The following is a 23842-nucleotide window of genomic DNA, read 5'->3' as shown; positions in this document are numbered from 1 at the left end:
TTTTCTATGCCCTTTTTCTGTGTATAACTAGATTCTCCAAAATTAACGAGCATATTTATTTATTGAATTAAATTTCCCTTTGTGGATAACCTTAGATAATTTCAAAACTCTATTCTGCAACTATCTAAAAAATTTGATATAGATTAAAAGAAACAGACAAAGAGGTAGATGCTTTGTCTGTTTCTTTTTTTGGTTTTAAAATTAAGTTAAGTATAGGTTTTAAAATCATAAAAACCATTTCAAAAACCTGAATATTATTAAAGGAGTTTTTAAATCTTTGGAGAATACATATAGTATATAAAATTTTTCTAATATAGTTCTATTAATATTGTTCCAAGAAACACAAATATAATTTACATTCTAAGATTAGTTCTATTAAAAGGTCTATTTAAATTATATCATGAAAAATAAATAAAATAAATTAACTAAATTGTTTGACATTTTATTAAAAATAGATTAATATAAAATTAAAGTATAAGAAACACATATATAAGGATTAATAATAAGGAGGTGGAAATATGCGTTTTAGTTTAGAAATATTACTAGAAGAAGACAGAATCATTAAAGACAAAAATAGAATGTTTATTTCTTTGATTAAACATTCTCTAGAAAGCTATGATAAAGAATACTATGAATCTCTATATGGAAAAGAACCTAATAAAGTAAAATCTTTTACATTTTCTTTATATATGGGGAATTGTATATTTGAAAGGGAAGAGATACTAATTCCAAATAAAAAAATTATATTAAATTTTTCTACAAATAGTATGGAAGATTCACTTTATTTTTATAATAGTTTTTTAGCACAAAAGGGAAAGCCTTATCATATAAAAGGAAATACTATGACAATAAACAAAATAAATCTGGTTAAAGAAAAGTTGATAGTAAGTGATGAGGTAATATTTAAAAGTATTAGTCCTGTAGTTTCACGAGAACATAGAGGAAATAATCATGATACTTGGTATTATTCTTTAAACGAAGAAAAGGGTAAACAGATTTTCATGGAAAACTTAAAACTTCAACTAATAGATGAGTTTGGTGAAGAAAGAAGATTTGATATTGATAAAGTTGAAGTTGAGATTTTAAATAATAAAGAAGTAAAAGTAAAACATTATGGTATAGAGGTGTTATCTAATATATGTAGACTGAAGATAAAAGCTAAGCCATATATTTTAGACTATCTATATAAAGCTGGTATATCGAGCAGAAGATCACAAGGGTTTGGTATGATGGATTTAGTTTAGGAGGTGATAGTATGGAAGAAAATATAAGATTAGAACTTTCTGATTGGCAGTTTAATGCTGGATTATTAGGGTTTTATAATATATTAAATCATGCAGGTGATGACATCATAGTAGGAGAGAACTATATTGAGTTTAATATAGATGTTTTTGAACAGTTTGAAGAAAAATATTTTGATTATCTAATTTACACATATGAAGGCATAACCCATTGGGATAGATTCAATAAATATTTTGATTATTTAAGTGAAAGTAAAAAAGAAGATTTTTTAAACTTGAATCAAAAAGACATTAGCAGACTAAACGATATAATAAAGGAATTAAAAGGATATTTAAAGAGACCCAATTATTCAAAAGTATACGAGTTTATAGAGGGTGGTATAGATATATTAGAACTTCAAAAAAGCTTAGATACAATAAAAATTAAAAAAGGAGAAACTATTGAAGATATAAAACAAGATATTTATAAACAATATAACGTTTTAAAAAATATACACAAATATGTCTATTCATCTAAAGGGAAAAAATATTTATTTGCTAAGACATTGATTTATAATATTATAAATCAATCATGGGAAGGGGTAGCGTTTTTAAATAGAAATACAAAACAAAATGATATATATATTGATTATAAAGAAACTTTTATAGATAGAACTGTTGAATATTTAAAGGAAGATAAAGGAAAATTTAAACTGAACTGTTTTATAACAGGTTTGCCTATAAAGAGTAAATCTTCTGCATATGATATGGGATTTTTAATTGACACTGGATTTGATACAAATAGAAAAACTTCCCATGTATGGGACTTTAACAATGATATATTTATATGTGCCCTCGCTAGAATGATTTATTCCTGTATGCCGTGTGGAATGTTTTTTAGTACATCTGAAGCAGGAATATTTGTAAATGCAAATCAAAAAATGGATAATCTTATTAAAGTAAATAATAATATAAAACAAAGCATAAAGAGAAGTCTTAAAGAAAGTGAAACAAATAGAAATCTTTATGTATATAAGGCTTTAATAGAAGCTATGGAAAAGGAAAATCTTTCTACAAGCATATATGAACTCTCTGATGTACAAGTTATAAGAAAAGAAAGCGGTAAGTATAGATTTAATATATTATCTAAAGAGATTATAGAGATATTCCAACAATCTAATAATCAATTATTATCTCTTATAAAAGTTGGATACAAAGAAGGAAAAACTTATAATTATATATATCCTTTGACTATTGAAAGGATATTAAATGGTGTTAATATGTTTACTTTAATTCATAGACTTTTGGTAAATAAGTTAACTACTTCAGATGGTATTACAAACTTTTTTAGTGTTAACCATATTAAAGTATTAAATAAAGTTAATATAAATTTTTTAAAAGGGGTGGGGGCTTTGGATACAAGTATAGATAGAAATAAATTAATAGAGGATGCTAATAGAAATGGATGGTATCTAGGAGAAGAATACAAAAAAATGAAGAATAGAGAAAAAGTTAAAGGAATATCTTATAGACTATTAAATTCTTTAAAGACTAGAAATTCTGAAAGCTTTTTACACAATTTATTAAATAGCTATATGTATGTGGGGAAACAAGTTCCTAAGGGACTAGTAGAAGTCTTAGAAGATGAAGAAAAACTAGGAGTTATAGGGTATGCTTTTGTTACAGGACTAGTATCAAGTGCTTTAAATGAAACAGATAAAACAAATATTGAAATCAAGGGGGAAAAATAGATGACTAACAAAGGATTAACAGTGACTATTATATTTGAGGCAGAAAGTGCAAACTATGGTGAGTCAATAGGTAATGTATCAGCACTTAAAAAGATATCTAGAGGTAAAGGCGAGCAATACACATATATATCTAGACAAGCTATAAGATATAATATAGTAAATCAGATGGGAATTGATAATACAAAGATAGGTCTAGATGGTTCTGTTTTGCAATTTGCTCCTGATACTACAATAAAAGAATATGCAGAGATTGACTTGTTTGGATATATGAAAACTGCTAAACCATCGAAAACTAGATCTGCTATTGTAAGACTTTCAAATGCTATATCTTTAGAACCTTATAGGGGAGACTTAGATTTTTTAACTAATAAGGGTCTTTTAGATCGATATAATAAACAAGAGAACGAGTTAAAAGATGGAGGAAATATAGCTCAAAGTGAAATCCATAGATCACTTTACTCCTATACAATAACAATTGATTTAGATAAAGTAGGAATAGATGAAAACGATGAAATAGAAATAGAAAATACTGAAAAAGCAAATAGAATAAACAAATTTTTAAACACAGTAAGATATTTATATAGAGATATAAAAGGAAGAAGAGAAGATCTTAAACCTTTATTTATAATAGGAGGAGTATATGATATTAAAAATCCTATATTCCAAAATGCCATTGAAGTTAAAAATAACAATCTAATCGTGGACAAGATTATTGATGTTTTAAGTGAAGAACTAGAAAAAGAAACAATGTCGGGCATAGTAAAAGGATTGTTTGAAAATGAAAATGAAATAATAGATAGACTTGAAGCAACAAATATGAGAGAGTTTTTTGAAAATATAAAATTCAAAGTGAATGATTATTATGAAAGCAATTAGAATTAAAATTTCTCAAAACATGGTTAATTATAGAAAACCAACTAGCTTTCAATTAAAGGAAACTTATCCATTACCTCCACCATCAACAGTTATAGGTATGATTCATAGACTATGTGATTATAGGGAATATCATGATATGGATGTAAGTATTCAAGGAAAACACTATTCAAAGGTAAACGATTTGTATACTGTATATGAGTTTAAAACAGGTGGGAAGTATGAAAAGGGTAGACATAATATAAATGTTGGTGGATATGGAATGATAAAAGGAGTATCTACCATAGAACTTCTAGTTGATGTAGAATTGTTAATCCATATAGTTCCACATAAACAGGAGGAGATAGATGTAATATATGAAGCACTAAAAAATCCAAGGGAATATCCTTCACTTGGCAGAAATGAAGATTTAGTAGTAATTGATGAAGTTAAAAAAGTTGAAATAATAGATGAAGAGTTACAAGAAGAATTAATTCTAAATCCGTTTTATAGTGCTTATATACCTGAATACTATATAAAACACGATACTGTTTCTATAGATATAGGTGGTATGAAAAGAAGTTTACCAGGGACTAAGTATAAAATTTCAAAAGATTATACTTTAGAAAACATTGGAACTAAGAAAGATCCTAAATTTATCAGGAAATGGAATAAGGTAGATGTTATATATGGAAGTAAAATATTAGTTGGAGAAGACGAAAATATAAAGATAGATGAAGATAAAAATATAGTGTTTTTAGTATAGAAGAAGTACTTCTTCTATACTAAAGGAGGTCAATATGGAATATCTAGCTAAATCAAATCCTAAAGAAACTATACAAGAACATACAGATAATCTATTAAAGAATTATAAAGAATTTAAAGATATTTATCCCGATATAGATATAAACTGGGAACTTTTATATCTATCATGCTTATATCATGATATGGGAAAAATGAATAAAGATTTTCAAAATAAAATTAGGGGAAAGAAAATAGAAAATGAAGTTCCACATGCCTTTTTAAGTGCAGGCTTGATTCCTAAAAAAGAAATAATAAGTAAATTTGGAAAAGATGGAATGAAAATTTTAACTAACTCAATTATATTTCATCACGAAAGAAAATTCAAAGTAGATATTAATACTAATTATAAAAGTATTAATGAAAAAATAAAAGAAATAGAAAATGAGTTTGTAAAGTTTGAATATGATAAAGTAGATGATTTAAAAGCAAGTAACTTTCCAATAAAATATTATAGTGATGATAGAATTACAGATGAAGATGGAAAAGATGTTTTCTATGAATATATAAAAGTAAAAGGGATGTTAAATAGAATTGATTACGCTTCAAGTGCATATGAAATGGTAGAATATCAAAATAACTTTTTAGAAGAAAAGCTAAATAATTTATTGGATTCTTGGAAGCAAAGAGATTCTAGTTCAGATTGGAATGAATTACAAAAGTACATGATAAAAAACAGAAATGAAAATATAATAGCAGTTGCACAAACAGGAGCAGGTAAAACGGAAGCTGCACTATTATGGATAGGTAATAATAAAGGATTTTTTACATTACCCCTAAAAGTCGCTATAAATGCAATATATGATAGGATTAGAGATGGTATTGTAAAAGAAAATATAGATAAAAGAGTAGGAATGCTTCACTCTGATAGTTTTAGCGAATATATAAAGAGAAGTGAAGAAGAAGGTCTTAGTAGATATTTTGATAGAACAAAACTATTATCATTACCACTTACTATAACAACACTTGATCAATTATTTGATTTTGTTTATAAATATAGAGGATTTGAGTTGAAACTTGCTACATTAAGTTATAGTAAAATTGTAATAGATGAAATACAAATGTACAGTTCAGATTTAGTGGCATATTTAATTTATGGCCTTAAATTTATTACTGAAATGGGAGGTAAGTTTTGTATAGTAACAGCTACTTTTCCACCAGTTTTTAAAATATTTTTAGAGAAGGAGAGAATAAACTTCATTTCTCCATCACCATTTATAGAAGATGATAGTAAAATTAGACATAGTTTAAAAGTTTTAGATGGATTAATTACTTCAGATTTTATAATTGAAAAATCTAAATCTAAAAACAAGATCCTCGTAATTTGTAACACAGTAAAAACTGCTCAGAAATTATATAAAGAATTAAAAGAAAGCGGGAAAGTAGAAAATTTAAATCTAATTCATAGTTATTTTACTAAAGAAGATAGACAGATAAAAGAAGATAATATAATGAGGCTGGGTCATAAAGATTGTACTGATAAAGGAATATGGATAGGTACACAAATTCTAGAAGCATCTTTAGATATAGATTTTGATATTTTAATAACTGAACTATCAGATATTAATGGTTTATTTCAAAGACTTGGTAGATGTTATAGAAAAAGATACTTGTTGCATGATGATTATAATGCTTTTGTATTCACAGGAGGAGAGGAGAGAATTAGGGGTATTGGATTCGTTGTAGATAAAGATATATTTAAAATATCTAAAGAGATTATCAAAAATATAGATGGACCTTTAAGTGAAAGTAAGAAGATAGATTTAATAAATGAGACATATACAATGCAAAAACTAAAAGGAACAAAATATGTTAAGGATATTGAAGAAACTATAGACTATTTGCATTCTATATATGTAAATGAAAAAAACAAAACACAAGTAAGAGATATGTTTAGAAACATAAATAATATATCTATAATACCAAGAGAGATATTTAATAGAAATTTAAATGAAATAAATAAAAATATAAATATATTAAAATTTAATAAAGAAACAAACTATACAAGAGAAGAAAAAGTAAGGGCAAGAACAGAGATAGATAAATATAAAATATCTATACCATACTATAGTTTTAACCACAAAAATAATGAGTTAATATCAATAAATGAATATGAATCTTTAAATATCTATAATTGTAATTATGATAAAGAAGAAGGATTTACTAATGTTATAGAAGATAAGTTAGATAACACTAGTAATATATTGTGATAGATCATGAAGATTACTGGGATAATGATTAATTATTATTTTATATGTAAAAGAAAGCTATGGTATTTTTCAAAAGATATAAATATGGAGCATAATAGTGAGTTAGTTGAGATGGGAAAACTAATAGATGAAAATTCTTATGACAGAGAAAAGAAATCCATATTAATAGATGAAATGATTAATATAGATTTCTTAAAAGATTGGAAAATCATTCATGAAGTTAAAAAGTCTAGAAAATTAGATGAAGCTGGTAAATGGCAATTAAAATATTATATATGGATTTTAAGGAGTAAAGGAGTAGATATTGAAAAAGGTATACTAGACTATCCTCTACTTAGAAAAAGAGAAGAAATTTTTTTAGATGAGAATGAAGAAAGAGAACTCTTGGAAGTAATAGGAAATGTTAAATATATTTTAGGTATGAACCTACCACCTGGTGTCATTAATAAAGCATTTTGCAAAAAATGTGCTTATTATGAACTTTGCTATATATAGGAGTGATTATTTGGGAGAGACTTTTTATATATTAAGAGATGTGGATTTAAAAAGAAAAGATAATAATGTAATTGTCAGGACTTTAGAAGGTGAAGAAAAAAATTTGAAATCTGAAATAACCGAACAAATCTATTTATTTGGAGAAACAAGTTTAAATACTAAAGTATTAAACTTTTTATCTCAAAAACAAATAATAGTTCATATTTTTAATTATTATGGATTTTATTCTGGTAGTTTCTATCCTAGAGAACCAAATATAAGTGGACATCTTTTAGTAAATCAGGTAAGGGCATATGATAATTATGAAAAGAGACTTAAACTAGCTAAATCTATATTAAAATCTGCTTCATATAATATCTATAGAAATTTAAGATATTATAACGGAAGAGGTATTGATTTAAAAGAAAAAATGCAAAATATAGAAAGCCTTAGAAATAAGTTGGATTACAAAGAATCTATACAAGAGCTAATGGGCATAGAGGGCAATATAAGAAAGATATATTATACTTGTTGGAATAGTATTGTAAAACAAGATATTAAGTTTAATAAAAGAGTAAAAAGACCGCCAGATAATATGATAAATACATTGATATCATTTATAAATAGTTTGGTTTATACTACAACTTTGAGTGAAATATATAAGACACAGTTAAATCCTACCATCAGTTATCTACATGAGCCGGGTACTAAAAGATTTTCCCTAGCGCTAGACATATCAGAAATATTTAAACCACTAATAGCAGATAGAATGATATTTTCGCTATTAAATAAGAATCAAATAACAGAAGATGATTTTGAGAAAGAATCAAATTTTCTATATTTAAAAGAAACTGGTAAAAAGAAGATTTTAATGGAATATGATAAAAGATTAGAGAGTGTGATTTCTCACAAAGAGTTAGGAAAAGATGTATCCTATAGATATCTCATACGATTAGAATGCTATAAGTTAATAAAAGATATATTAGGTGAAAAAGAATATTGTGGGTTTGAAATATGGTGGTGATATAATGTATTTAATATTGGTATATGATATAATATCAGATGAGGGTGGTTCGTGGGTTTCTAGAAATGTTTTTAAAACTTGTAAGAAATATTTAACAAACATACAGAAATCTACATTTGAAGGTGAACTTAGAGAATCTGAATATATGAAATTAAAAATGGAATTAGATAAATATATCAGAAAAGATAAAGATTCACTTTTAGTGTTTAAAAGTAGAAATGAAAGATGGCTTGACAAAGAATATCTAGGATTAGTAGATGATAAAACTTCTAACTTTTTTTAGTAGCGTTTTGTCGACCAGTAATACTGTAAAAAAGCTGGGACATTGACAAGTTTGATAATATAAAGATTTAAGAAGATAAATTGTAAAGTTTTAATAAATTTTAATGTAATATATGTTTTAGAAATAGTGATAGACAAAAACAACCAATAGAAATCAGTAAATTAAATGGATTTAAGTAAACGACTTTTAATAGAGCCATAGTGGAATGTAAATTCTCTTACTATTGTATGTAATATAGAGATTCAAACTCTTTTAATAGAGCCATAGTGGAATGTAAATCGACCTCAGCAAAGCAAGGGGAGTCGAGCAAAAAACTTTTAATAGAGCCATAGTGGAATGTAAATACAAGAAAATAAGCTTTATAGAGACAGGGGTTACGGCTTTTAATAGAGCCATAGTGGAATGTAAATGAGGAAGACATTCAAACAAAGGTAAAAGAACTAGAACTTTTAATAGAGCCATAGTGGAATGTAAATATACATCAAAGAGGGTATTGAAGTAATGACAAAGCACTTTTAATAGAGCCATAGTGGAATGTAAATTCGCTGCAATTCTCTTTTCCTAGGTCGTCTATTACCTTTTAATAGAGCCATAGTGGAATGTAAATGTATGTATCCACTAGAGCAATTATAGCTTTATCTGGCTTTTAATAGAGCCATAGTGGAATGTAAATTAGAAGATTTAGAAGAAATGCAAGTCGGTTTTGCTACTTTTAATAGAGCCATAGTGGAATGTAAATATAAAAATCTATAATCTTCCAGTAAAAAAACTCTAACTTTTAATAGAGCCATAGTGGAATGTAAATATAGGACTACTAATATGAAATTCTTTACCCTTTTCCTTTTAATAGAGCCATAGTGGAATGTAAATAGTCAAGTAAGAGAAAAGAAAAATACTAATCAAAAACTTTTAATAGAGCCATAGTGGAATGTAAATAATATTTATTCTGATTCTATAGCTCCTGTTCGTTCCTTTTAATAGAGCCATAGTGGAATGTAAATATCGCTCTAGGAATTGTAGGTATATTTTTAACTTGGACTTTTAATAGAGCCATAGTGGAATGTAAATCCTTTTCCACTTTTTTATTTTGCTTTTTTTTGCATACTTTTAATAGAGCCATAGTGGAATGTAAATCTTAACCAATTCTTTATATAAGTATTGTAAGAATTACTTTTAATAGAGCCATAGTGGAATGTAAATGTTTCCTTCTTTATGGTAGCCGCCCGAGGGAAACCCCTTTTAATAGAGCCATAGTGGAATGTAAATTCATCAGTAATAGAATTAATTAAATATACTATTTGTCTTTTAATAGAGCCATAGTGGAATGTAAATGTTGTCTCGTTTAACTTCTGTACTGTAAAGCATGGACTTTTAATAGAGCCATAGTGGAATGTAAATAACTTATAGAAGTTGGAGCTTATATAATAAATGAGTCTTTTAATAGAGCCATAGTGGAATGTAAATGGTATCTATATTATCTAGCTTGTAAAGTTGCTGTAACTTTTAATAGAGCCATAGTGGAATGTAAATTTTCCTGATTGGATTCTAGTAATTCCTATCAGAGTACTTTTAATAGAGCCATAGTGGAATGTAAATTGCAATCCTTCGCCAACTTGCTACTTTTTTTGCACTCTTTTAATAGAGCCATAGTGGAATGTAAATTAGTCATAGCAAGCCGATATGGTCCATTTACACCAGCTTTTAATAGAGCCATAGTGGAATGTAAATTTCAGATTATGATTATCGAGGAGAATATAGGTATACTTTTAATAGAGCCATAGTGGAATGTAAATATATATATATATATAATGTATAATAATCTAATTTTACTTTTAATAGAGCCATAGTGGAATGTAAATTTGGTGTATGATACTTTATTGAATGAGTGGAACGGGCTTTTAATAGAGCCATAGTGGAATGTAAATCTTTCTGTAAAGGATACTTGCCCATTTCTATCTTTATCTTTTAATAGAGCCATAGTGGAATGTAAATGTAGTTCTTCTTCGCTCATTTTGATATTATGTTTTTCTTTTAATAGAGCCATAGTGGAATGTAAATTTTGAAGGGGCTACTAAAAATGCTTTTGAAACTGAACTTTTAATAGAGCCATAGTGGAATGTAAATGTCAAATTTAATAGTAGTGGAGAATTAATAGCTGTACTTTTAATAGAGCCATAGTGGAATGTAAATAAAGGTCGGAATGTTTTATTCCCTAATATGCCAAACTTTTAATAGAGCCATAGTGGAATGTAAATTGGTAAAAGTGTTATATTTAATTGTGATGTTTTAGACTTTTAATAGAGCCATAGTGGAATGTAAATATCTATTTTATCTCGTTGGCATCACGTGGCTATCTCGCTTTTAATAGAGCCATAGTGGAATGTAAATTTACATCTTTTAACTCTTAAAATCGAACATTCTTCTCTTTTAATAGAGCCATAGTGGAATGTAAATGTAGACAAGTATTTAATTTGTATTTTACTTAATACTCTTTTAATAGAGCCATAGTGGAATGTAAATTTTAATAGCAAACGGATTAGATTTTAAGACCGCTGCCTTTTAATAGAGCCATAGTGGAATGTAAATCGATTTGGAAATACACTTCTTCGGCTACATACTGTTCTTTTAATAGAGCCATAGTGGAATGTAAATGTAACTGTTTCTGATGAAGATATAGAACTAGTTGACCTTTTAATAGAGCCATAGTGGAATGTAAATGGAGAAATAGAGAAAAACAAATCAAAATTTATAAACTTTTAATAGAGCCATAGTGGAATGTAAATTCACCTTGGATAGCTGTAACATGGTAATCGTCATCTTCTTTTAATAGAGCCATAGTGGAATGTAAATCTTTATAGAATTAATAAATAAAAACAGTAGTTGCTGGCTTTTAATAGAGCCATAGTGGAATGTAAATAAATTCTTTTTGCCCTATTCTATTGTTTCATCTAACTTTTAATAGAGCCATAGTGGAATGTAAATCCTCTTCATTGTGATACTCTTCTATATTATTATAGCCTTTTAATAGAGCCATAGTGGAATGTAAATGCATCAACATATAAAGTATAATCTGCGTGAATTTTACTTTTAATAGAGCCATAGTGGAATGTAAATATTTTACAATTCATTTCTTAAAACCTTTTTCTTTATCCTTTTAATAGAGCCATAGTGGAATGTAAATATCTTTCTATAATCCCAAAATCACTTGTAAATTTTACTTTTAATAGAGCCATAGTGGAATGTAAATTATAGAGTTGAATGGGAATGTAAAAGATGTGGCAAGCTTTTAATAGAGCCATAGTGGAATGTAAATGTAATTGATAGTTCTAAGTTCTTTGCAATCCCTTTAGCTTTTAATAGAGCCATAGTGGAATGTAAATAAACAAGATTTAGAGGAAATGCAAGTTGGTTTCGCTCTTTTAATAGAGCCATAGTGGAATGTAAATGCAAAAGTATAAGAAGTAGGAGGTAGCACAGATGAGCTTTTAATAGAGCCATAGTGGAATGTAAATCAGATAAAGCATATTTTACTGTAGTTGATTTATCTGCTTTTAATAGAGCCATAGTGGAATGTAAATGTAGGGGGAGAAATTGGGTCAGCAAGGTTTGTAACGCTTTTAATAGAGCCATAGTGGAATGTAAATTCAAACACTAACTTTTCTTTATCTATAGATTTTAAACTTTTAATAGAGCCATAGTGGAATGTAAATTCTTTCTAGCTAACTTCTCAACAAACTTCTCATAGTCTTTTAATAGAGCCATAGTGGAATGTAAATTTGGTAATTGATAAATTAACAACTTATAACGTGTTACTTTTAATAGAGCCATAGTGGAATGTAAATAACTTAAAAACTACTCAAGAACTACTTAAATTAAATTCTTTTAATAGAGCCATAGTGGAATGTAAATCGGAATATATTTTCTAATCCCATGCCATTACAAGCACTTTTAATAGAGCCATAGTGGAATGTAAATTCTGAAAAGGAATTTTTAGAAAAGTGTCTAGAACAGCTTTTAATAGAGCCATAGTGGAATGTAAATATGATATTAAAGCATTATCTAAATTAACTAATACAGCTTTTAATAGAGCCATAGTGGAATGTAAATAGTTCTGGGTATTCATCTTCGCTATTACATCCGCTACTTTTAATAGAGCCATAGTGGAATGTAAATGCTCATAGTAGCCTTTGTCTATTTCAAAACCTATATCTTTTAATAGAGCCATAGTGGAATGTAAATAAGATCAATAGTATAGTTTTTTATAAAGTAGTTACTACTTTTAATAGAGCCATAGTGGAATGTAAATGCTACACGTTTGTAGTCCTCTACCGTGTAACTATTTCTTTTAATAGAGCCATAGTGGAATGTAAATAATATTATAAAATTTAATTATAGTTCTTATATATAACTTTTAATAGAGCCATAGTGGAATGTAAATAAGATCAATAGTATAGTTTTTTATAAAGTAGTTACTCTTTTAATAGAGCCATAGTGGAATGTAAATAATTCATTTCCTCCTCTAAATTTACTAATGCTATTGCTTTTAATAGAGCCATAGTGGAATGTAAATACTGTTTATGATATTCTAAAAGTGGTTCTTTCCAATGTTAGTTGACTCTATGGTAATTTTCTAATATAATATGTCCATATTAAAACTTTGGAGGAATTGATATTGGATGAATTAATTAAATTATTAGATAAAAGCTTAGAATATATAAATCATGAAGTAATAAAAGATACCATCTACATAAATGTGAAATCAAGTAAGCAAGAAGCTTGTTGCCCTAATTGCAATGCTCTTTCAAAAAGGATACATTCTCGTTACAAAAGAAGCTTTCAAGACCTTCCTATATCAGTAAAAAAGACAGTTGTAATATTAAATAACAGAAAGTTTTTTTGTAATAATGAAGATTGTGGTAGAAGAACTTTTTCTGAAAAGTTTGAGTTCATAGAAGATAAAGCTAAAAAAACTAAAAGACTAGAAGATGAAATAATAAACTTGTCAAAGAATATGAGTTCAATCTCAGCATCTAAATTACTACGAGAAAATATTGCAACTGTAGGGAAAAGTACAGTATGCAATATTTTAAAAAAAAGGAACACAAATACTTGATAAAAGCAAAATCAAAAAGATTTGTATAGATGATTTTGCTATTAAAAAACGAGATAAATATGCAACTGTCATGATAAATATACAAACTAGAAAAATAATAGATATATTAGAATCAAGAGATTATGAAGAAGTAAAGGAATGGCTAAAGACATTTCCAAATATAGAAATAGTATCTAGAGATGGATCTATAACATATAATAAAGCCATAAAAGATGCTCATCCAAAATCAATTCAAGTTTCTGATAGATTTCACATATTAAAAAATTTAACAGATTACTGTAAAAAATATATAAAGAGAATATTGAATAGAAAAGTAGAGGTAGAAAAACTAGAAAATACTAGTGGGCAAGAAATCTTAAAGTTGAAAGAAAAATATAAGTTTGAAACAAAATGGGAACTAATACTTAGAGTTAAAGAACTTAGAGATTTAAAATATAAAGTTAATGACATAGCTTCTATTTTGGGGGTAGGTAATAAAACAGTGATAAACTATTCAAAAATACACCCTAAAGATAAAGAAAAATACGATACAATAACAAACATTAAAGCGAAATCGCTAGATATATCCACTAGAAAAGAAACTTTGATTAATAACGTTAAAGATTTAAATAGCAAAGGAAAATCAATGAGAAAAATAGCGGAAGATATGTTTCTTGATAGAAGAACCGTAAAAAAATACTTAGAATCAGATGGAAAATGGCACCATGAGTCCACAGGAGTAAAGAGAGAAAGTAAACTTGATAACTATAAGAATTTAATTAAAAAAATGCATATAAATGGATCTAGTTCCAAAGAAATATACGTGCAAATTAAAGAACAAGGATATTCAGGCAGTGACTCCCTTGTAAGAAAATTTATTACTGATTTTAGAGCTGAGACCCTTGAAGGAGAAGAAACGGTAGATATAAAATATATAAAGAGAAATGATTTAATAAGTCTGTTATATAAACCTTTAGAAAAGATAAAAACTATTACATCTGAAGAATTAGATATAATATTAAATAAATATAAACAATATAAAGTAATCCTTGAAACTATAAAAGAATTCAAAGAAATACTATTTGGAAAAGACAATACAAAATTAAAAATATGGATAGAAAAATCTAAAGCCCTCAATATTAGAGAGCTAAACAGTTTTATTACAGGGATTAAGAGGGATATAGAAGCAGTAAATAATGCTATTACTTATGAATATAGCAATGGTCTAGCTGAAGGGAAAATAAACAAGATAAAAGTAATAAAAAGAATAATGTATGGCAGATGTAGTTTTGATACATTAAGAAATAAAATATTAAAACTAGAGAATAGTACTTAAATCAACTAACATTGGAAAGAACCAAATTTCAATTGACAAATACACCTAATAAGTTATTTCTTTTAATAGAACCATAGTGGAATGTAAAGTACTTTGGTATCATAAAAGGTTACAACTTCTTTTATACTTTTAATAGAACCATAGTGGAATGTAAAGCTAAGCCAAGAGCAAGAAAAATTATTCAACTTATTTCTTTTAATAGAACCATAGTGGAATGTAAAGACATGGGAACATGGTACTAAAAAAAGGTAGCTAAACACTTTTAATAGAACCATAGTGGAATGTAAAGCTGCTCCATCAAGCAAAGTTTTGTAATCGTCAAATACTTTTAATAGAACCATAGTGGAATGTAAATTTCTCTACTATTCCAAATAGTGTGAGCTTCATCAAACTTTTAATAGAGCCATAGTGGAATGTAAATGGCAAAACAGTGTTGCCAGATACCATTAGCTTAATTCTTTTAATAGAGCCATAGTGGAATGTAAATATAGGAGTTCCTTAAAATAGATCTTCCTTCTGGATTTCTTTTAATAGAGCCATAGTGGAATGTAAATTGCCCTGTCATGATTACATGCACTCCCATATTTTCTCTTTTAATAGAGCCATAGTGGAATGTAAATTCTTTTGAACTATTGCATTTTTATCAACAGTTGAATCTTTTAATAGACCCAAAGTGGAATGCTAATTTTATTTCTCTCTCATAATGGTTAAATATATAGCTAAAATAAGGATTGATACATGATTTATTTTATAAAAGTTCATCATTATATTCATATCCATTCACCATCCTTTATCCTCTCCCTAGTGATAGTATAGAAATATTCAAGTTATAGTTTACTAACTAAATTTTAAATATTATTGTTAGTGCAAATTAATTTTAAACTGATATAATAGTAGTAACTAAATTAAATAGGAGGGATACATTTATGAACACAATGATTAAAAAGTTTGTAGATACGGGTATGATGACAGAAGAGCAGGGTAAATTTATCGAAGAAGCTATAATGAGAAAAGATTCCATAGTAGTATCAGGCCATAGATCAGCTGGAATAAGACCTTTAATGGCATCTTTAATGGGTGTAGCAAAATCTAACTTTACCAATGTACAAGTTAAAGGTTTTGAAGATCTTGAAAAAGATGTTGAATTCTTCCTTATTCCAGGGCTTGACGACATAGATTTTGAAAAGCTTATTTCTGATGCTATCTCAAAGCCTAACACAGCTTTTGTATCTCTAAAAGAACCAGAACATCCAGTTTCACTTATGAAAGTTTTAAGACAAAACTTTAAAAATGGAACAGGTATCGGTAAGCGAATTCAAACTCTTGAATGTGTTAAGGAAAACGATGAAGCTAAACTTGCAAAGATAACTGAAATGTATTTAGATGAAAAAGGAAAAGTAAAAAAACAAGATCATTAATACAAATTAGCAAATATATGATAAAAGAAAAGGTAAAGATTTTATAAAATCTCTACCTTTTCTTTTCTTTAAATGCATCATAAAATAGCCCGAAAAGTTTACCTTTGATATATTTACCTTGACCTTTTCCTCCTATGAACTTACCATTTCCAGATTTTATAATAGTTAATGTGTAAGGCATGTTTATTTATTATCATCTAAAGATTCTTTTTCTTTGAATTTACTGTAGCTATAGGCATATGGTTTAGACATTGCTTGTTTTCCTATACCTTTTTCTCCTACAAATTTACCATTTTCAGCCATTAGTTTTCCTCTTAAGAATACTTTTTCTGCTCTCCCTTTTTGTTCATAACCTTCATAAGTTGAGTAATCAGAACCCATTAGGGCATCTTCAAATTTTATAGTGCCTTTGTATTCTGGGTTAAAGACTACTATATCTGCATCTGAACCCACTATTAAATCACCCTTTTGTGGATATACACCACATACCTTGGCTGGATTTGTACAGCATACTTCTACAAATTTTTGACGTGAAATCTTTCCTTCTTCAACCCCATAGGTCCACATCATATTTAGACGGTCTTGAACTCCTGGAGATCCTGGAGGAATCTTGCTAAAGTCCTTTAATCCTTTTTTCTTTCCTTCTTCAAATCCTCCTACAATAGCACAGTGGTCTGAACCTACTGCAAGTAGCCATCCTCTATCAATTGCTTCCCATAGAAAGTCTACATCAGATTGAGGTCTTATAGGTGGAGTACAGACATATTTCGCTCCTTCAAAGTTTGGCTTACTGAAAACTTCATCATTTAACATGAGATAATGAGTACATGTTTCACCATATACACTCATTCCTTCATTGTAAGCCTGCCTTATAACTTCTGCAGCCTTTTGATTTGTTACATGGACTACAAAAAGTGGTGCATCTGCTATTTTAGCCATATAAACTGCTCTAGATGTAGCTTCAGCCTCAGCAAATACAGGTCTTGATTTTGGGAAGTACTTAACATCAGTTTTTCCTTCTTCGATGAGTTGCTTTGTACGTATATTTACTACATCTGCATTTTCAGCATGAATCATTATAGTAACTCCAGCTTTTTTACCATTTTGTAGAGCCTTAAATAGCCACTCGTCATCTACATAAAATGGCATCCCTTTATAGGCCATAAACACTTTAACTGAAGATACTCCTACAGATGGTACATCTTTAAGACCTTCTATAGTTTCATCGGAAGGATCCATTATAATGCCGTGGAATATATAGTCAGGAGTTGATACGCCATCTACAAAGTCTCTTTTATAATTTATTACAGAATCTTTAAGACTTACTCCTTCAGGTTGCATTACAAAGTCTCCTACAGTTGTAGTTCCACCAGCTAAAGCAGCATGAGAATGCTCATATCCTAGTGAGTTAAAGGAATTGTAGTGAACATGCTCATCTACACCACCTGGAAATACATATTTACCAGTAGCATCGATCGTTTCATCTGCCTTATAATCTAAATTTTCACCAATAGCTACAATCTTTTCATCTTCTACATATATATCTGCTTGGTATTCATTTGTTGATGTTATTATATTTCCATTTTTAATTAATAAGCTCATAAGTTTGCCTCCTTATTTTAAAAAGTAAAACCATCTTTTAAAATAAGGGATACCTCATTTTTAGGTATCCCTTATTTTTTTATATTTTATATTAAATATTATGTTTGTTTTTATCTTTCACCTGGTCTATGATTGTAAACGCTATCGTCAATTCCATTTAAATATTCTACAACTTCTTCTACTGATACCACATCTGCAAACTTAGCGTCCATATCAAACAGGTTCCATTCTATAACTCCAGGAACCCTATCTCCTATTGTTCCTCTAGGAACTATAGTTTTAAATCCGTATCCTGTTGAATCCATTACTGTATGTCTAACACATGCACAAGCAGTAGCACCCATAACTATTAGAGTATCTACACCTAACTTGTAAAGAGTTTGAGCTAAATGTGTACCAAAGAAATTACTTGCATATTTTTTGTGTATTACTGGCTCTTCTGGTTGTGGCTTAAGCTTAGGATCTATCTCCATCCACTCTGAATCTATATCTAATGCATGCATAGGAATCTTTTCATCCCATCTAGGAAGATCCCACTGTTCTTTTCCAGTATAGCCTGTAGTTGTATGGAAAATAGGTACGCCTGCTTTTCTTCCAGCTTCTAATACTTTAAGTGCATTTGCACAAATTTCATGATTGTTTTCACATGTAAATGGATGCCCATCATCCATCCAAGCCCTAGCCATATCTACTGTAGTTATAGCTGGTGCTTTACCATAACCCATTCTTCTTCCAAAGCCTCTTTCTTTATAAATCTTAGTTGCTTCCGCAAATGCCTTTTCTAATAGTTCTTGGTCAAATTCATAATTTCCACCTTTATCTTGGTACTCTTCACTTGCAGATACTACTTTGTCAGCTTCATCTCTTTTACTCATTATATATCCACCCTTTCAAATTTTTTGTTTTCTTTCTGCCTATATATAAAGCAAGTATCGTGCCAACATTTTAAATAGCTATATTAAGCGAAAGGGGTAGATATAAAAAACAAAACTGTTGCAAAAAAGCAATGGGAAAAGGTATTCCTAGCACAAACAAAGACAAATATAACGTTTTCCCAGATGCAACACTATTATAGGATAATGCACAAATGCAACAGTTTATATTTTTTATATTTCAATCTCATATTTTTTAATTTTCCTAGATAGAGTAGATGCGTTTATACCTAATGTTTTTGCCGCCTTTCTTATTGAACTATGATTAGAAAGTGCTGATTTTAATATTGTCTTTTCATAGACTTCCATTAAGTATTCTAATCTACCTTTATTTTCAATAGTATGGATAGAGGCATTCATCAAAACATGGCCATTTAAAATTTTATCAGGTAGTTGTTCAAAGCATATTTCTTCTCTATCATTCATAATAAACATATACTCTATAATGTTTTGGAGTTCTCTTACATTACCAGGCCATGAGTAGTTTACCAATGCTTCTTCTGCTTTTTGAGACATTATAATATTTTTGTTGTATTTAGAATTTAACTTGGTCATAAAATATTTGATCATTTCTGATATATCTTCAGCTCTTTTTCTAAGGGGTGGGATCTGAAGAGGTACTACATTTAATCTAAAGTATAAGTCTTCTCTAAAATTATCATTTTTTATTTCTTTAAGTAAGTCTCTATTAGTAGATGCTATAATTCTAACATCAAGTTTAATAGGTTCTGTGCCACCTACTCTATATACTTCTTGTTCTTGGATGACTCTTAAAAGCTTGGACTGAATAGGCATAGTTAGTTCTCCTATTTCATCTAAAAGAATAGTACCCCCATTTGCAAGCTCAAACATACCTGCTTTTCCCTTATCTGAAGCTCCAGTAAATGAGCCAGGCATATATCCAAATAGTTCTGACTCAAATAGATTTTTAGGTATAGCAGCGCAGTTTACTTTTATAAAAGCTTTATCTTTTCTATTGCTATTTTGATATATAAATGTTGCAAGAACTTCTTTTCCAGTTCCTGATTCTCCAGTTATTAGTATAGTACTATCAAATTTTGCTACAGTTGATGCGATTTCAAGTGTTTCCTTCATAGCCATACTTTTATAGATTAATCCTTTTGCTGAGAAATGTTGTTTTCGTAGGAGTTCTAGTTCTTGGGAATATCTTTGCTTGATTAAATTGACATTTTCTAATTCTTTTCTTAAATTCATTAGTTCTTCGATATTTCTAGTATTACATATCACACCTATTATATTTTTTTCATTATCATCATAGATAGGTGTGGCTGTAGTAAGCGCACTTCTACCTGATACATATCTATGAATTAAAGATACAGGTTCTTTTGTTTCTAGAACTTTTAGTGATGCTGAGATATTGAATTTATTTTCTTTTAATAGTTTGGACAATTCTTTGCCTATTACTTCAGATCTTTTTAATCCTGTTATCATTTCGTATGCCGGATTTACATAAATTGTCTTTCCTTCATTGTCACAGATAAATATGCCATCGGAGGAAAACTCTAACGCTCCAAATATATAATCAGGATTTTCTTTTAAAAGTTTTTCTTTAAGGCTTATAAAATCATACAATATATCAGATCCTTTCTCCACATATATATAGATAAATTAATCTAATGTTTATATTATTATATTAACATATAATTGAATATATTTCTTATAAGTATTTTCATGATGTTGGAGAAAAAATAAAATAAGTATAGACCTTTAAAAGTCTATACTTATTTTTATTTAAAATAGAGAATTATTCCAACTATAAAACCTGCTACAACTCCTAATGAAGATAATTTTCCACTGTATAATCTTTTCCCTTCGGGCATTATTTCATCTGCTATTATATAGAGCATAGTTCCTCCGGCAAAGGCAAGACAAACTGATATAAGTGTAGTTGAAAACATTCCAACGCTAGCGCCTAAAAATGAACCTATTCCTGTAGGTATTCCAGTAAGAGCTGTAAATAAAACTATTTTGATGGGAGAGACCCCTTTAGATTTAAGTGGAATAGCTATCGCCAGTCCTTCTGGTATATTGTGAAGAAGCATTGCTAGGGAAAGAGTAAATCCAAATTCTCTTAAAGAAAAAAAACTAGATCCAAGTGCAAGGCCTTCAGGAAAGTTATGTACGGCTATACTTATTCCAAGAACTAACCCACTTATTACTGTTGTTGATTTGTTTAAATATTTTAAACTAGATTGCACAAATATAACAAATAGTACACCAAGTATTATGCTGATAATTGTAAACCATGTACCACCTAACATAAAAGATTCAGGAAGAAGATGAAAAGTAATAATAAACATCATAAATCCACCTGTAAGTCCTAAAAGAAAACTAAATATTTTCTTGTTTTGTCCTAAAATGAGTGAAAAGATTCCTCCAAGTCCTGTTCCTAACATTCCTACTATAAATCCGTATAGAGTTACATCTAAAATATCTTTCAAAACCATCATCCTTTCTCTTTAATTAATATTCGAAAAATGAAAGATATATTCTTTTTAATATATTTTAAATTTAATTATTATAAAAATTAATAGATTGTAAAGTTTTTTTTAATATGATAAACTATATATATAGTAGATGACAAGCAACATATCCACAAGATATAGTTATTTTGTGGATATGTTGTGGATATAGGAGGAAAATAGATGCTAAATGTTGAAAAGAGAAACGGCAATGTAGTTGAGTTTGAAAATGAAAAGATAGAAATAGCCATTACTAAAGCTATGAGGGAAACTGAAGATGGTATAGACGAATCTCTTGCAAAGGAAATTGCTTCTTCTATAGAACAAGAGTTAAAGCAGCAAGAAACTGTAAGTATTGAAAAGATACAAGACCTTGTAGAACTTCATCTTATGAAGACCCGTCCTGATGTAGCTAGAAAATATATTATATATAGAGAAGAAAGGGCTAAGCTTCGTGAACAAGGTTGGGATATGACAGATCTTCAAAGAGATATCTATGAAAAAAAATATAGATATGACAATGAAAGTTTTGAAGAGTTTTTAGATAGGGTAAGTGGAGGAAACTCTCCAATAAAGAAGGCTATAAAGGATAAGAAGTTTATGCCAGCAGGTAGAATATTAGCAGGAAGAGGATTGGATAAATTTGGTAGGAAGATTACACTTTCAAACTGTTATGTAATGCCAAAAGTAGAGGATAATATAGAATCTATATTTGATACTGCTAAATATTTAGCTAGAACTTATTCTTATGGTGGTGGATGTGGTCTTACTCTTTCAAAACTTAGACCAAAGGGAGCAAGAGTTAATAATGCTGCAGCTACAACTACTGGTGCTGTAAGCTTTATGGATCTTTATTCACTTGTTACAGGGCTTATAGGGATGAGGGGTAGAAGAGGCGCTCTAATGTTAAACTTAGACTGTAATCATCCTGATATAGAGGATTTTATAAATGTTAAGAATGACTTAGAAAAAGTAAACTTCGCAAACATATCTGTAAATATAGATGATGAGTTTATGAAAGCTGTAAAGAATAACGAAGAATATGAACTTTATTTTAAGGTAGAGGCAACTGGTGAAGAGATAAGAAAAAAGATAGATGCTAAAAGACTCTTTAGAGTCTTAGCTAAAAACAACTGGAATATGGCAGAGCCGGGAATTCTTTATAAAAACAAGATAGATAGTTGGCATTTGATGAGTGAGGATGACCAGTTTGAATTTGCTGGAGTAAATCCATGTGCAGAAGAGACTCTACCTCCGTTTGGAAGTTGTAATCTTGCTTCTATAAACTTAAGCGAGTTTGTAAAGGATCCATTTACAAAGTATGCTAGATTTGAGTTTGAAAAATTTGAAGAGATGGTAAGAAATGGAGTCATATATTTAAATGAAATATTAGATGAGAATATGTTACTTCATCCTCTACCACAACAAAGAGAGATGAGTGAAAAACTTAGACAAATAGGACTTGGAATAATGGGGGCTGCAGATACCTTTATAAAACTTGGTATTAGATATGGTAGTGATGAATCTTTGAGCCTTATACACCAAATAGGTAAATGTTTTATAAATGAAGCTTTAAGACAATCTGCAATGTTAGCAAAGGAAGAAGGTCCTTTCCCAGACTATAGAGCCGAAAAGGTATTAGAATCACCATTTTTACTTGCAAATGCAGATAATGATATATTAGAGCTTATAAAGAAATATGGGCTTCGTAATAGTCAGCTTTTAACTATACCACCTACGGGAAGTATATCGACTCTTATAGGCTGTTCAAATGGACTAGAGCCAATATTTCAGGTATCATACACTAGAAAATCAGAATCACTTCATCACGAAGATACCTATTATAAGGTTTTTACTCCTATAGTAAAAGACTATATGGATAAAAACAATATAACAAAAGAAGAAGACTTACCAAGTTTTTTCACTACAACATCTAATTTAGACTATAAAGAAAGAATACACGTACAATCTGTATGGCAAGAATATATAGATGCAAGCATTTCTTCTACTGTAAATGTTCCAAATGAGTTTACTGTTGAAGATGTAGAAGGTCTTTATATGTATGCATGGGAAGAAGGATTAAAGGGAATTACAATTTATAGAGATGGATGTGCTAGATCTGGTATTTTAATAACTGATAAGAAAGATAAAGATAAATTAGATAGAATAGATGAACTTCAAAGAGAAATAGATGAATTAGCTCAGGCTCATCTCTTAGAAGATCCTGATACTTGTCCTATGTGTGGAGGAAAGTTAAATCATTCAGGAGGATGCGCAGAGTGTCAAGACTGTGGATATTCACCTTGTTCAATATAAATATAATATAAAAAAGCTAGACCATATTAAATTGGTATAGCTTTTTTT

General features: G+C 28.8%; 16 protein-coding genes and 2 CRISPR repeat arrays. Of the genes, 12 read left to right on the top strand and 4 right to left on the bottom strand.

The window, feature by feature from the left end; all coding sequences use genetic code 11:
• Positions 1 to 518 precede the first annotated feature (518 nt).
• From cas6 to TICRE_RS02220, 11 genes are all read left to right on the top strand, one after another.
• Positions 519 to 1244, top strand: a complete 726-nt coding sequence (cas6, locus tag TICRE_RS02270; protein WP_075724710.1) for a CRISPR-associated endoribonuclease Cas6 — start codon at positions 519 to 521, stop codon at positions 1242 to 1244.
• Between the two features lie 11 nt (positions 1245 to 1255).
• Positions 1256 to 2971 carry a type I-B CRISPR-associated protein Cas8b1/Cst1 gene (gene cas8a1 / locus TICRE_RS02265; RefSeq protein WP_075724708.1) on the top strand — a complete coding sequence of 572 codons (1716 nt, stop codon included), beginning with the start codon at positions 1256 to 1258 and terminating at the stop codon, positions 2969 to 2971.
• A complete protein-coding gene (gene cas7i / locus TICRE_RS02260) occupies positions 2972 to 3847 on the top strand; it encodes a type I-B CRISPR-associated protein Cas7/Cst2/DevR (protein ID WP_075724706.1) in 876 nt (291 codons plus the stop codon).
• Positions 3825 to 4589: a type I-B CRISPR-associated protein Cas5b gene (gene cas5b / locus TICRE_RS02255; RefSeq protein WP_233120124.1), complete on the top strand. Its 765-nt coding sequence runs from the start codon at positions 3825 to 3827 to the stop codon at positions 4587 to 4589. The genes cas7i and cas5b overlap by 23 nt, the downstream gene beginning before the upstream one ends.
• A gap of 34 nt (positions 4590 to 4623) precedes the next feature.
• On the top strand, positions 4624 to 6834 hold the full coding sequence (locus TICRE_RS02250) for a CRISPR-associated helicase/endonuclease Cas3 (protein WP_075724702.1): 2211 nt from the start codon (positions 4624 to 4626) through the stop codon (positions 6832 to 6834).
• 6 nt (positions 6835 to 6840) lie between these two features.
• Positions 6841 to 7329 (top strand): CRISPR-associated protein Cas4, encoded by a 489-nt coding sequence (cas4, locus tag TICRE_RS02245; protein WP_075724700.1) that lies wholly within the window; start codon positions 6841 to 6843, stop codon positions 7327 to 7329.
• Positions 7330 to 7339: 10 nt separating this feature from the next.
• Positions 7340 to 8332 (top strand): type I-B CRISPR-associated endonuclease Cas1b, encoded by a 993-nt coding sequence (gene cas1b / locus TICRE_RS02240; protein ID WP_143583013.1) that lies wholly within the window; start codon positions 7340 to 7342, stop codon positions 8330 to 8332.
• Between the two features lie 4 nt (positions 8333 to 8336).
• Positions 8337 to 8615, top strand: a complete 279-nt coding sequence (gene cas2, locus TICRE_RS02235) for a CRISPR-associated endonuclease Cas2 (protein ID WP_075724696.1) — start codon at positions 8337 to 8339, stop codon at positions 8613 to 8615.
• A gap of 183 nt (positions 8616 to 8798) precedes the next feature.
• Positions 8799 to 13185: direct repeats of the CRISPR family, unit length 30 nt; unit sequence CTTTTAATAGAGCCATAGTGGAATGTAAAT.
• A 102-nt stretch (positions 13186 to 13287) separates the two neighbouring features.
• Positions 13288 to 13728 carry a transposase family protein gene (locus TICRE_RS13595; protein WP_075724694.1) on the top strand — a complete coding sequence of 147 codons (441 nt, stop codon included), beginning with the start codon at positions 13288 to 13290 and terminating at the stop codon, positions 13726 to 13728.
• Positions 13721 to 15043: an ISL3 family transposase gene (locus TICRE_RS02225; protein WP_332881335.1), complete on the top strand. Its 1323-nt coding sequence runs from the start codon at positions 13721 to 13723 to the stop codon at positions 15041 to 15043. Before TICRE_RS13595 ends, TICRE_RS02225 begins: the two co-directional genes overlap by 8 nt.
• Positions 15044 to 15102: 59 nt before the next feature.
• Positions 15103 to 15729: a CRISPR direct-repeat array (repeat unit 30 nt; unit sequence CTTTTAATAGAGCCATAGTGGAATGTAAAT).
• 240 nt (positions 15730 to 15969) lie between these two features.
• Entirely contained in the window at positions 15970 to 16461 is a 492-nt protein-coding gene (locus TICRE_RS02220) for a hypothetical protein (protein ID WP_075724692.1), read from the top strand.
• A 183-nt stretch (positions 16462 to 16644) separates the two neighbouring features.
• Here TICRE_RS02220 and hydA read toward each other — a convergent pair whose 3' ends face one another.
• The 4 genes from hydA to TICRE_RS02200 form a co-directional block, all read right to left on the bottom strand.
• A complete protein-coding gene (gene hydA, locus TICRE_RS02215; RefSeq protein WP_075724690.1) occupies positions 16645 to 18063 on the bottom strand; it encodes a dihydropyrimidinase in 1419 nt (472 codons plus the stop codon).
• A 110-nt stretch (positions 18064 to 18173) separates the two neighbouring features.
• Entirely contained in the window at positions 18174 to 18938 is a 765-nt protein-coding gene (locus tag TICRE_RS02210) for an isochorismatase family protein (protein WP_075724688.1), read from the bottom strand.
• Positions 18939 to 19169: 231 nt separating this feature from the next.
• Positions 19170 to 20588 (bottom strand): sigma-54 interaction domain-containing protein, encoded by a 1419-nt coding sequence (locus TICRE_RS02205; RefSeq protein ID WP_143583011.1) that lies wholly within the window; start codon positions 20586 to 20588, stop codon positions 19170 to 19172.
• 155 nt (positions 20589 to 20743) lie between these two features.
• Positions 20744 to 21457 carry a ZIP family metal transporter gene (locus TICRE_RS02200; protein WP_084191754.1) on the bottom strand — a complete coding sequence of 238 codons (714 nt, stop codon included), beginning with the start codon at positions 21455 to 21457 and terminating at the stop codon, positions 20744 to 20746.
• 204 nt (positions 21458 to 21661) lie between these two features.
• Here TICRE_RS02200 and TICRE_RS02195 point away from each other — a divergent pair, with 204 nt between their 5' ends.
• Entirely contained in the window at positions 21662 to 23794 is a 2133-nt protein-coding gene (locus TICRE_RS02195; protein ID WP_075724682.1) for an adenosylcobalamin-dependent ribonucleoside-diphosphate reductase, read from the top strand.
• The last annotated feature ends 48 nt before the right edge of the window (positions 23795 to 23842 follow it).

Origin of the sequence: Tissierella creatinophila DSM 6911, from assembly GCF_001940565.1 — a bacterium.
Classification (GTDB): Bacteria; Bacillota; Clostridia; order Tissierellales; family Tissierellaceae; genus Tissierella_A; species Tissierella_A creatinophila.
The sequence above is the reverse complement of the archived record's forward strand: the minus strand, read 5'-3'. Positions and strand labels throughout refer to the sequence as shown.

Coding starts and splice junctions, on each gene's coding strand:
- cas6 (WP_075724710.1), top strand. CDS start 519: ATGCGTTTTAGTTTAGAAATATTACTAGAAGAAGACAGAATCATTAAA.
- cas8a1 (WP_075724708.1), top strand. CDS start 1,256: ATGGAAGAAAATATAAGATTAGAACTTTCTGATTGGCAGTTTAATGCT.
- cas7i (WP_075724706.1), top strand. CDS start 2,972: ATGACTAACAAAGGATTAACAGTGACTATTATATTTGAGGCAGAAAGT.
- cas5b (WP_233120124.1), top strand. CDS start 3,825: ATGATTATTATGAAAGCAATTAGAATTAAAATTTCTCAAAACATGGTT.
- TICRE_RS02250 (WP_075724702.1), top strand. CDS start 4,624: ATGGAATATCTAGCTAAATCAAATCCTAAAGAAACTATACAAGAACAT.
- cas4 (WP_075724700.1), top strand. CDS start 6,841: ATGAAGATTACTGGGATAATGATTAATTATTATTTTATATGTAAAAGA.
- cas2 (WP_075724696.1), top strand. CDS start 8,337: ATGTATTTAATATTGGTATATGATATAATATCAGATGAGGGTGGTTCG.
- TICRE_RS02220 (WP_075724692.1), top strand. CDS start 15,970: ATGAACACAATGATTAAAAAGTTTGTAGATACGGGTATGATGACAGAA.
- hydA (WP_075724690.1), bottom strand. CDS start 18,063: ATGAGCTTATTAATTAAAAATGGAAATATAATAACATCAACAAATGAA.
- TICRE_RS02210 (WP_075724688.1), bottom strand. CDS start 18,938: ATGAGTAAAAGAGATGAAGCTGACAAAGTAGTATCTGCAAGTGAAGAG.
- TICRE_RS02195 (WP_075724682.1), top strand. CDS start 21,662: ATGCTAAATGTTGAAAAGAGAAACGGCAATGTAGTTGAGTTTGAAAAT.